Origin of the sequence: Mesotoga sp. UBA6090 (assembly GCF_002435945.1) — a bacterium.
In the GTDB taxonomy this organism is placed as follows: domain Bacteria; phylum Thermotogota; class Thermotogae; order Petrotogales; family Kosmotogaceae; genus Mesotoga.
The window spans coordinates 1-11,170 of the sequence record NZ_DIXC01000083.1 but is presented as its reverse complement, the minus strand read 5'-3'; the positions used below and the strand labels follow the sequence as shown (position 1 = coordinate 11,170).

The 11,170-nt window shown below is 47.4% G+C and carries 8 protein-coding genes and 1 pseudogene; 7 read left to right on the top strand and 2 right to left on the bottom strand.

The features are described from left to right. The 4 genes and pseudogenes from B3K42_RS12665 to B3K42_RS12650 form a co-directional block, all read left to right on the top strand. A pseudogene (locus B3K42_RS12665) lies at positions 1–230 on the top strand (ISNCY family transposase); the annotation flags it as partial. A gap of 129 nt (positions 231–359) precedes the next feature. Beyond that, the gene (locus B3K42_RS12660) at positions 360–842 is read left to right on the top strand and encodes a hypothetical protein (protein ID WP_292599120.1); all 483 of its coding nucleotides are present in this window, start codon (positions 360–362) and stop codon (positions 840–842) included. A gap of 11 nt (positions 843–853) precedes the next feature. After that, positions 854–1,975, top strand: coding sequence for an NDP-sugar synthase (locus B3K42_RS12655; protein ID WP_292599118.1), 1,122 nt, complete (start codon positions 854–856; stop codon positions 1,973–1,975). A 55-nt stretch (positions 1,976–2,030) separates the two neighbouring features. Further along, complete coding sequence (locus B3K42_RS12650) at positions 2,031–3,242, top strand: hypothetical protein (RefSeq protein ID WP_292599117.1); 1,212 nt, start codon at positions 2,031–2,033, stop codon at positions 3,240–3,242. Here B3K42_RS12650 and B3K42_RS12645 read toward each other — a convergent pair. Continuing rightward, positions 3,160–4,506, bottom strand: a complete 1,347-nt coding sequence (locus B3K42_RS12645; RefSeq protein WP_292599115.1) for a patatin-like phospholipase family protein — start codon at positions 4,504–4,506, stop codon at positions 3,160–3,162. The genes B3K42_RS12650 and B3K42_RS12645 overlap by 83 nt on opposite strands. A gap of 165 nt (positions 4,507–4,671) precedes the next feature. Between B3K42_RS12645 and B3K42_RS12640 the strand changes: the two genes are divergently transcribed. Next, positions 4,672–6,402: an ABC transporter ATP-binding protein gene (locus B3K42_RS12640; RefSeq protein ID WP_292599113.1), complete on the top strand. Its 1,731-nt coding sequence runs from the start codon at positions 4,672–4,674 to the stop codon at positions 6,400–6,402. A 1-nt stretch (position 6,403) separates the two neighbouring features. Next, on the top strand, positions 6,404–8,347 hold the full coding sequence (locus tag B3K42_RS12635) for an ABC transporter ATP-binding protein (protein WP_292599111.1): 1,944 nt from the start codon (positions 6,404–6,406) through the stop codon (positions 8,345–8,347). Here B3K42_RS12635 and B3K42_RS12630 read toward each other — a convergent pair. Then, complete coding sequence (locus B3K42_RS12630; RefSeq protein WP_292599109.1) at positions 8,344–9,819, bottom strand: MFS transporter; 1,476 nt, start codon at positions 9,817–9,819, stop codon at positions 8,344–8,346. The two genes, B3K42_RS12635 and B3K42_RS12630, sit on opposite strands and share 4 nt — an antisense overlap. A 744-nt stretch (positions 9,820–10,563) precedes the next feature. On the opposite strand from B3K42_RS12630, the gene B3K42_RS12625 reads away from it, so the two are divergent. Then, complete coding sequence (locus B3K42_RS12625) at positions 10,564–10,815, top strand: hypothetical protein (protein ID WP_292599107.1); 252 nt, start codon at positions 10,564–10,566, stop codon at positions 10,813–10,815. Positions 10,816–11,170 lie beyond the last annotated feature (355 nt).

The window sequence follows — 11,170 nt, the reverse complement described above, 5'->3', positions numbered from 1 at the left end:
GGATAGTGAAGAAATACGACAAGTTTGCTACTCCGTATGAAAGAGTGCTTAACTCTCCCTGGATTGACTGTACAAAAAAAGATGAGCTTCGCAAGGTTCACGAAGCCCTAGACTTATACAAACTAAAGAGTAATATAGCACATTCTCAGGAATTATTGGTTGACATACAAATACTAAAATCTAAGTCAAAGGGAGGTGTTCTTAATTCCCTTCAATTCGATTTCGAGTAGATTCTATTTTGATGCATTAACTCTCTCTTGAGTAGATTTAATTATGATGCATTACGCAGTCTCTTGGATTACTAAACCTGTCCTGTTCTTGTTATAATTCCGAATGAATGAACTCACTGGAGGCGATGCATGATGAACAGGGACACTCTTATAAGAGCAATCATTGGGGCTGTAATGATATTGCTGGGCATTCTAATCATATTTGTCAAGTCTTTCACTATGAATCTCTGGCTTCTTTTTATATGGATTCCAGCGGTCTTCATGGAGTACAGAGCTTTCACCGGGCGTGACAAGAATCTTTTTGTTCCTGGAGGTGTATTGCTAACCCTTGCAATGATACTGACTTTGAATGTGATCTTCTCGGGTTTCATAACTGGAGGCGGCTGGGCCTTGTTCATTGCTGCTCCGGCAGTGGGGCTCTTTCAGTCGTATTTTGGTGAAACTGAGAAGGATAGGGGAGCTCTGATATCGGCGTCCGTTCTATCGGTGATCTCTTTGCTATTCCTTTTCATTTCGCTGGCACCGACAGTACTTGGCGTATTCATCGGGATAGTGCTTCTCGCAGTTGGAGGTTTGGTAGTCTACATTAGTCTTAGAACAATTAGAAGATAGGAGGAATAGACATGAAAGCCATGATTCTAGCAGCTGGAGCCGGGACAAGGCTGAAACCGCTGTCAAACAGGCTGCCAAAACCGATGCTTCCGATTATAGAGAAGCCGGTTATAGAGTTTATTCTTGAGCTGCTTGCCAAGTATGATGTGAAAGAGATTATGATAAATGTCTCTCACCTTGCAGGCGTGCTTCAAAACTACGTAAGGAGTGGGTACAGGTATGGTGTGAGAGTCGGATACTCCTTTGAAGGGCACTTTGAGAAGGGGCAGCTGGTACCTGAACCCGTCGGTTCGGCAGGGGGGTTGAAGAAGATTCAAGAAGAGTCCGGCTTCTTCGATGAGACCTTTATTGTACTTTGCGGCGATGCGATAGTAGACTTCGATCTATCAAAGGCATATGAATTTCACAGGGCAAGCGACTCCATAGCGACAATTATTTCAAAGAAAGTCGAGAGAGATAAGGTTCCCAACTACGGGATTATTGTCTGCGATTCAGTGGGTAGGGTCGAATCCTTTCAGGAAAAGCCGCCGGTAGAAAAGGCAAAATCGAATCTCGCTAACACGGGCATCTATATATTTGAACCTGAAGTGTTCAACTACATCCCCAAGAACCAATTCTTCGATATCGGAGGTGACCTTCTTCCCCTGCTTGTTCAGAAGAAGGAGAGGGTCTTCTCGATTGACACGAAGATAGATTGGTATGATATCGGCAGGAACGCCGATTATCTCGAGATACTCGGTATGGCTCTTGAGGGAAGGATTAAGGGCTTCAAACCTTCAGGAAGAGAAGTGACCGAGGGTCTCTGGAGAGGTACGGGCTCGGTTCTCGAGAAGAGTATGAAGATCATTACGCCGGTCTATATTGGTGCGGGTTCGATAGTTGAGAAGAATGTGAAACTCGAAGGGCCGGTGATGATTGGAGCAAACTGCAGAATTCACGAAGGCGTTGAGCTGAGCAATGTATATGTGAGCGACTATACTAGAATTAAGCCTGGTTTCAAGGGAAAGAATCTTCTGATCACTCCGGAATATTACGTCGGGATAGATGGAAGCGGGGGAAGTGTTCTTGATTCCAAGCTCAGTCATTACGTCTCTGATGTCAGAGCCTCTGAAGGTATTTCCCCTGCCCGGTAGAGAGGATTCTGTTATCGTGCTAGAATTGTCCATAGGTTTTTTCTAGGAGTTGCTAATGTTGAAGATTGTCAAAGTCAAGAGCCGGCAGGATAGGAAAGAGTTCATCGAGCTTCCAAGGAGACTTTACTTTGATTACCCCCTCTGGGTACCTCCTTTTAGCCATGAAATAAAGGCCATTTTGAAAAGCAAGAGTTCACAGCTTCTTGCAAATGGTCCTCACGATTTCTTTGTCGCGAAGGACGGAAATACGGTGAAGGGAAGAATCGCTGTGGGCATCGAACAGGTTATGAACCGTGAGAAGTCCGTGGAGCATGCATACTTCACTCTCTTTGAATCTGTTAACGATAAGCCAGTTGCAGAGGCCCTTCTGAGGACCGCCGAAAGCTGGGCAAAGAGCAAGGGCATGAAGTACCTAAAGGGACCTGTTTCCCCCACTAACGGTGACGATTATAGAGGACTACTGATAGATAATTTCGAAGATCCGCCTGCCGTTATGATGCCCTATAATCATTCCTACTATGTCGACTTTTTTGAAGACTTTGATATCTACTTAAAATATCTTGCCTTCAGATACGACCTCGACCAAGTGATATCTGAGCGCGAGATAAAGTTTAGCGAAATCGCTATGGATCGCTACGGATTCCACGTTGAAGAGGCCAATTTCAAGCGGCTAAAGGATGTCGCCTCAGATCTTCAAAAGATCATGGAAGAAGCTATCCCGAAGTGGGAAGAGGATGTTCTTCCTCCCACATTCGAAGAACTTTGTGATATGGCTAAGACGCTTAAGACTGTGGCCGATCAGAGAATGGTAATAATCGCGAGATCAGGAGAAAGGCCTATAGGCTACTTTGTGGCGCTGCCGGATTTCAACCCGCTCATTCGCGAGATTGACGGCAAGCTACTTCCTTTTGGGTGGTATAAGCTGCTGAGTAAGAGAAAATCTCTTGAACGGGTAAGAGCGGCGATCCTCTTTGTCGTTCCCGATTTCAGAAACAAGGGTGTGCCTTCGGCCATGTTCTTGAGAGCCTACAGAAACATCCAGAATATGGGTTTTAAAGAAATCGAGGGATCGTCGATCAGCTCAATGAACGCCACGATGATCGCAAATGCGCGGCGTGCCGGAGGCGAGGAGTACAAACATTACATAGTCTACGGAAAGAGCCTGCTGAAGAGACCGCTTTCGCTCAGTGAGATATACGGGATTGCTGCGAGCAAATTCGTTCCAAAAGTCCAACAGACTCCTGAAACTGTTCTTCAAAGGATCTAAACTGGGGAGAAGGTTCCGCTGAGAAAGGCTTTTGACTGTCTATGAATTCCAGAAAGGTGAAGAGTTTCTTGTATCTGGTCAGGTATGTGAGATCCCTTTCGCTCTCAATTCTATCTGAATTGAACGCCTTAATGATTTCAAACATAAGAGATGAAGGCGAGTAGGGAACTAGTCTCTCGACCCGGAGAAAGGCAGCCATTTCTTCGAGCATTCCGGTGACGAGATGACAGGTCCTGGAGTAGGGCTGTTTCGTAATGCTTTCCAGCCAGGGAATGAATTCCCGGTAGTAATGGTATTCTGCAGTTTCGCCCTCGACTCCGGTAAGTCCGAGAAGACGCAATGCTTCTATTCTCGAGCCGCTGTCGAGAGACAAGAAGTGATTTTTTAATGGATCCTCTTCTCCAAATATGAAGTAGCTTGAGCCTCCCAGAACGCCGAAAGTCTTCATTGTGTCGAGATAGCCGCAAATAAGGTACTTTCTTGAGACTTCAGGATCGAAAGTCATCACCGTTCCGTATTGCTCGGAAGGCTCTATAAGTGTAACGTTCATCCCATCCGTAAACATGTTTACAAAAGCCAGAGCTTCCCCAAAGTTGACCCCGATAAGATCGACTGCGACAACTTCTTTATGTCCTCTCTCTTTTGCCATGAAGAGTGGAAAATTGGAGTAGACGCCTCCGTCAACAAAAACCTCTCCATCAATCTCCTCACGCTGAAATGCGGGGAAATTGGCGCTGGCAAGAACGTAATCGACAAGTCTTCCCTCAGGTATAGACTCCTTGTACATTGCATATGGCTGAATCTTCGTCAGAGAAAAGAGAACGACTCCTAGATCGATTTCGCTTTTTCGGATTTTCTCCTCGCTAATGATTTGCTTCATCTTCTGCCTTAGAGGCTCTATGTCTAGTCCCTTATGGGCTATAAGGGTCCGTAACGCGGATGCGAGTTCGCGAGCATCAAGACGAAGAACATTGCCTTGAAGAAGCTCGTATTGATGAGGAGAGGCGTTCATAAGTTCCAGGTAGTCTATGCTGCACCACATATCCCTCGCAGCTTCAAAGCCTCCACTGATAAGACCGGCCGCATTAATTGCCCCGACAGAGGAGCCGTAAATGGCCTCGATTTCTAAACCGAGATCAAGCAAGGCGCCGTAAACACCGACTTCATAGGCCCCTCTACCGCCGCCGCCCGAAAAGACTACTGCGACCGAGGCAGCAGTAACAGCAAGTAGACTTATCAAGGAAACTAGAAGCACTCTTTTCATTTCTCTTCTCCCAGATTTCTCCAAAGTTGTATGAAGGATTTGATGATATTATTATACATTGGAAGGGTAGAGAGTCAGAATGCACGTTAATGAACCCATCACGAGTTTTCTTTCGAAATAGTGTATCATATTAAGTTAGTTTAGCGGACTAGTGAGGCGATTGTTTTGATAAGAGACTTCTTGAAACATAATTGGCCAAGGTACCTGTATGGCGCTATTTTTCTTATTCTTGTCGATTTGCTAATGTTGATTACTCCAAGAGTGATGGGATTGATAGTAGATGAAATCAGAGGTGGTGCCCAGGACCTCGGTTTTGTCGGACTGCTTATATTTGCCGTTATCGGGGTTGCCTTCGGACTTTTCATAACGAGATTGTTCTGGCGGATCTTCATAATGGGAGCGGCACGAAAATTCGAGTACTACACTCGAAAGACTCTCTTCGAGAAGCTTCTGACTCTTCCACCAACCTTCTATGACAGGACGAGGGTAGGCGATCTTATGGCCAGATTCACGAACGACGTGAATGCCGTAAGAATGGCTATGGGTCCGGCGATTGTCATGATTATCGATGCAGTCTTTCTCGTTACCGTAACGATCTTTGCAATGGGGCTGTTCACGAACTGGAATCTGACATGGATCTCAATTGCTCCGCTTCCGGCACTGGCTATTGTTTCAACGTTCTTTGGAAAGATGATTCACAAAAGATTTAAAATGGTCCAGGCCTCCTTTTCCGATCTTACAGATACAATTGAAGAATCTATCTCGGGAGTCCGGCTCATAAAGAGTTACGGGATCGAGGACCTCAGAAATGGAACTCTCTCCGACAAGTCAGATACTTATGTTGAGAAGAACATGACTCTAGTAAGGGTCTGGGGAATGTTCTTCCCGCTGATTCAGACTCTCTCTATGCTTGGCTCTGTGCTGGCGACTTTGTTTGGAGGACGCATGGTAATACTGGGTCAGATAACTCTTGGAGAGTACATTACGTTTACTTCGTATCTGGGAATGCTGGTCTGGCCGATGACGGCCTTCGGCTGGGTAATAAATATCATCCAGAGAGGACGCGCCTCTTACAGAAGACTCATGGAAATCCTTGAAGAGGAGAACAACATAACTACCCACGACCCTGTAAAAATCGACGGATTCGAGGGTCATATAGTTATGAAGAACCTCACCTTCACCTACCCGACCGGCAGCAGACCTGCCCTTGAAAACATCGATTTCGAAGTCAGACCCGGCTCTAAGATTGCCATCGTTGGAACCACTGGCTCGGGAAAGTCTACGATTGCAAAATTGATCGCCAGGCTGTACCCCGTTGACGAAGGAATGTTTTTCATAGATGGAGTGGATATAAATAAACTGGAACCTGAGGCGATAAGAGAAAATGTCGCTTACGTTCCGCAGGAAACCTTCCTCTTCTCCGAGACCGTTGGAAACAATATTCGTTTCGGAAACATGGGAATATCCGACGAAGAGGTCGAGAAGTACGCAAGCATCGCTTCGATTCACGAAGATATCGAAGGCTTCAGCAACGGGTACAAAACCATAGTGGGCGAAAGAGGCGTGACTCTCTCGGGAGGCCAAAAACAGAGGATTTCTATAGCGAGGGCACTTATAAAGGAGGCTCCTCTCGTTGTGCTCGACGATTGTCTCTCAGCCGTCGATACTGAGACTGAAACGGAGATCCTCAAGTCCTTGAAGGATTCCGAGGACAACAGATCGATAATCGTTATCTCTCACAGGCTGAAGGCCGTGGTGGATTCGGATAAGATCTATGTGCTCCATGACGGCAAGGTGGTCGAGAGAGGAGTGCACTCCGATCTAGTTCAGGGTGGAGGTCTTTATCAGAGGATGTACGAGAGACAGATGCTAGAAGAAAAGCTCGAGGAGGAATAGCATGGCCGAAAGCGTATACAGCGAAGTAGAAGAGAAACTTAAAGTAGAAGACTGGCGAGTCGTCTTCAGGCTGTGGAAGTACACGAAGCCCTATGTTGCTATTCTGATTCTCAGTTTGATTCTTATCGGAGCCTCTACCGCGCTTGATCTTCTTCCCCCTCTGCTGATGAGAAGAGCGATAGACAGCTACATGGACAATCAGTATTCTCTGGTCGTGGTTGAAGAAAACGGTTCCTTCAACTTCGTGGAATCTGATGAAGGAGCATTCTATCTCCATCAGGATGAGTCAGGCCTCTATAGTGTGACCGACGGTACGACAAGCTATCCGATAAGCGAAGAACAACTCAGAGACTTAAGGGTGGAAGATCTAAACGGGATAGGTCAGATAGCGATCTTCATGATCCTGATCCTCGTATCACTTTTCTTCGTCAATTACGGGCAGGTGTATGCGACATCGTACATGGGACAGAAGATCACCCATGGTATCAGGGTGGACCTCTTCAGGCATCTCTTGAGAGTGCCGATGAGATTCTTTGATACCAATCCCAGCGGTAGGCTGGCCACGAGAGTCGCAAATGACACTCAGAACCTCGCCGAGTTCTTTACGAGCGTCATTACATCAATGGTGAAAGATGTCCTCTTGCTTGCAGGAATCATCATAATAATGCTTAACCTATCAACCTACCTGGGATTGATCACAGTTGCTATTCTTCCGATCATTGCGGGAGCGATCTTCGTCTTCCGTTACTTCGACCGGATAGCCTATAGAAAGGTGAGAACGCGCCTTGCGATAATCAACGCCTTCCTTGCCGAGCATATCTCCGGTATGTCGATCACCCAGCTCTTCAATCAGGAAGAGAGGAAGAAGGAAGAATTCGATTCAGTTAACAAAAGCCACCTAAAGAGCCTTATGGAACAGCTGTGGGTATTTGCCATTTTCAGACCGCTGCTGGATCTTCTTTATTACGTGACTATAGCTATCGTCATCTGGTTTGGCGTCAAAAGCATTCTGGGAAACACGCTTGCCTTCGGAGTGCTTGTGGCGTTTATCTCGTACATCGATATGTTCTTCCGGCCGCTGCATGACATCGCAGAGAAGTACGACATTGTGCAGAATGCGCTTGCCTCGGCAGAGAAGATCTTCAAGCTGATGGACGAAACCGAAGAGTCGTACAATCCCGATGTGGCTGCCACGAAGACGCTCGAAGGAAGTGTTGAGTTTGAAAACGTGACTTTCGCGTACGACGGAGAGCACAAAGTGCTGAAAGACATCAGCTTTGGAGTAAGACCGAAGGAGAAGATTGCCTTCGTCGGCGAGACCGGAGCCGGGAAGACCTCTATCATCAGCATTCTGACCGGACTGTACAAGATTCAGGCCGGCCAGATAAAGATAGACGGGAAGAACATCTACGACTACAATCTCCAGAGTTTACGAAAGAAGGTTGGAGTTGTCCTCCAGGATGTATTCCTCTTCTCCGGTAGTATTCTCGACAATATTCGACTCTTTGACGAGACGATTTCAAGGGAGAAGGCGATAGAGGCTGCAAAGTACGTTTATGCACATCACTTCATTGATCGCCTTCCGGAAAAATACGATACAGTGATCCTTGAAAGAGGGGGTACATTATCGGCCGGAGAACGACAGCTGATTGCGCTTGCCAGGGCAGTCGTCTTCAACACGGATATTCTTGTTCTCGACGAGGCGACTGCGAATGTCGACACAGAGACAGAGGCACTCATTCAGAAGGCTATGGAGAGAATTTCCAAAGAGAAAACAATGATTACGATAGCCCACAGGCTTTCGACCATCAGAAATGCAGACAGAATATTGGTGATTCATAAAGGTATGCTGGTAGAGTCGGGAACTCACGATGAGCTTCTCTCAAAGGGAGGAATATACTCGGATCTCCACAGGCTGCAGTATGAGCTCGGAGATATTGCCTAGGAGTCTGATCTCTTTTCCTGATCGCCGCTGTCTTCGGGTTCTTCAGAAGTGATTTGCTCAATGTCGCTTATATCCTCCATGGAGGCAGGCAGGTCGAGCTTCAACGGCTCGTCTTCAGGTCTTCTCCTTTTAGGCTTAAGTTGAAGCATTGGGAATTCGTACGGTCTGGTAGCCATTCTTCTTCCCAGTGTAGACATAACGTTGAAGAAGACCTGGGGCACAGTCTTAATCTTTGTCGTCTGCACTCTCCTGAGAAGAAGGAACGCTGTAAACCTGAAGAAGGAACCAATAAGGAAGATCACCTGGATTCCGTAGAAGTCGATTCCAAAGATGGTAATGTTCTTTCCTTTCAGATAGGAAGCGACAAATCCTCCAAGCAGAGAACCGCCCAAAGCGCCGATTCCGTTCAGAAACGCCTGGACTGCGACGTAGGACTCAACGGACTGGCCACGTATTATTCCCATCATCATTGTGAAGATACACAGGTTGATTGCGCTCCAAACAATTCCCGTTACTACCGCATCTACGGGCAGTAAAACAGCTGCCGTCTGAGGGGTAACAAAGATCCACATCAGTGCGAGACAGGTGGCCCCAAGTACTCCAAATTCAGCAACGGACTGGTGGCCGATCTGATCTGAAATCTTCCCCCAAAGGAAATACATCAGCATGGCGGCGAGTGAAGCAACGATGCTCAGAATACTGAGATAAGAGTAACTGACCTTGAGGTTGACCAACTGGTGGTACGCGTAGAAGGGGCCTGAAATAGTTATCGCGAAATTCCAGACAAAGGCAAACCTTAGGTACTGTCTGAACTTGAGGTTACCAAAGACCTCCTTGAATATTCTTCCCCGTCCGAATGTCTTCACCGGGGGGGCGTAATGGTTCTTGAGAAGAAGAATCGTTATTACCGCAAAGGCGCTTGCCATTGAGGTAACAATGATGAATCCAAGAGAACCTTCATAATGGTCGAGTATGAGGGAGTAGACTGGCGCAATTAACATCGTGCTCAGCGAGAGGATCAGGTTTCTTCTGCCGTAGTAACTTCCCGTCTTTTCGGGATCGATAACGTCTCCCATTATTGAAGCCCAGAAAGTCCCCACAAGCGAATTTCCAAATGCTATTACCGACAGAAGAATTAGGAGAAGCGACTGAGACTTTATCCCCAGAGCAAGCGTAACCGGGATAAATGCCAGTGGAATTCTTCCTAAAAGCGCGCTGAAGAGCATTGCTTTCTTTCTGTCTTTGAAGAGTCTCATTACTAGCGGGGCAGCCAGCTGAACAAGCTGGGCAAGCGTGGGCAGGACTCCTATTATCGCGATCAGCATTTCGGAAGCGCCGTACTCGAGCGCAAGACCGGTAACGATAAAACCCTGCGTCACAAGGAAGGCAAGGTTGAAAAACGACCCCTCGAAGATCGCAAGTTTTCTAGTTCTTTTGTATTCAGGTTTGTTGTAGCCCAAGTAGTCGTCCATTACAGCTCCCATAAAAGAAAAAGTGTACACTCATTTGAAAGTTTATCACCGAAATAATGTTCATGTCGCATTGTCGTAAACTCTTCCGTTTCAATTATGATAAGTTCCAGAATTGGTGAGAGGGTGAGAAGCGCAAGAACGAAAAGAGCCAGAACCATAGCCAGTCACGCTTCGCGTGGCCAGTCGCACTGCGAGAGGACAGGCTCGCCTTCGGCGAGGCCAGTTCCGCCTTCGCCGAAACGCAAGGCCCGCTTCGCGGGGAAACAAAGGATAGGGTTAGAAAGATCGGGTTACGAAGAACGGGTAAAGAAAACCAGGTTAATAAGAGCGAGTTTTTCTAGATAGAAGAAGTATCTCAGAAAGTGATGCTACCAAGAATACAAGACGCAAGGCTGGGTGAGAACCTCTGAAGAAGTGATGCTGGGAAGTACATCCCAGGAAGTGAAGCTCGCTGCGCGAGGAAGAATAAAACATTAGACGCAATGCCGCCTGCGGCGGGACGCAAGGCCCGCTTCGCGGGGAAAGATCCTCAAAGCCAGTCCGCTACGCAGGCCGATCTTCTTTATCTGTCATCTCATTCAAAATTATATTCTTCTTGTAGGGGCGAACGGCTGTTCGCCCTAAGAGGGGAAGCCCTCTCACAGGCGCAAGGTCCGCTTCGCGGGGAAACAAAGGATCGGGTTAGAAAGATCGGGTTACGAAGAGCGGGTTAGGAAATACGGGTTACTAGGAGCGGGTTACAGAGTGCGGGTTAGAAAGATCGGGTTGATGAAAGCGGTTTATCAGAACAGGGTATTGAAGAGCGAGATGCTGAAACAAGCTCATGACAAAATTGACAACGGGTCTGAGGTGTGGGGTCTAGGGTCTGGCAAGAGCAGAAGTGATGCTGCTGCGCAGGAGGCAGAAAGGAGCCAGTCTGCTGACGCAGGCCAGTCAGGCTGCGCCTGGCCAGTCTCGCCTTCGGCGAGGCAAGTTCCGACTGCGTCGGGCAGATGAGATCCCGTGCAGAATCACCACGGGATGACAGACCCTTCACGTCATCTGACAATGCTCCTGGTCAGGATCTGGGCTTTGGTCTTGACGAAGGACGGGTCCGTGATCTTGGACGGACAACGAAGGACTGGTCTTCTCAGCGTTCAGCGGAGCTAGGAACGAAGAACAGATCCTCGCTCGGTGAGTAGCCCAGGGGGATTTCACCCCCAGGCTCTCTCAGAACCGGACTTGAACCTCTCGATTCATCCGGCTCCCATTATCCAGCCATATAGAATATCCCCATTGTCCAGTGTACAAATAGATAAGGCTCCCTGCGAGCGAGAGCTTTTAGCCATTTACTCGCTTTTGTGAGGCCTCT

Bases quoted from the DNA above. Each gene is read 5' to 3' on its own strand.
- B3K42_RS12660 (WP_292599120.1), top strand. From the start codon at position 360: ATGATGAACAGGGACACTCTTATAAGAGCAATCATTGGGGCTGTAATG.
- B3K42_RS12655 (WP_292599118.1), top strand. From the start codon at position 854: ATGAAAGCCATGATTCTAGCAGCTGGAGCCGGGACAAGGCTGAAACCG.
- B3K42_RS12650 (WP_292599117.1), top strand. From the start codon at position 2,031: ATGTTGAAGATTGTCAAAGTCAAGAGCCGGCAGGATAGGAAAGAGTTC.
- B3K42_RS12645 (WP_292599115.1), bottom strand. From the start codon at position 4,506: ATGAAAAGAGTGCTTCTAGTTTCCTTGATAAGTCTACTTGCTGTTACT.
- B3K42_RS12635 (WP_292599111.1), top strand. From the start codon at position 6,404: ATGGCCGAAAGCGTATACAGCGAAGTAGAAGAGAAACTTAAAGTAGAA.
- B3K42_RS12630 (WP_292599109.1), bottom strand. From the start codon at position 9,819: ATGGACGACTACTTGGGCTACAACAAACCTGAATACAAAAGAACTAGA.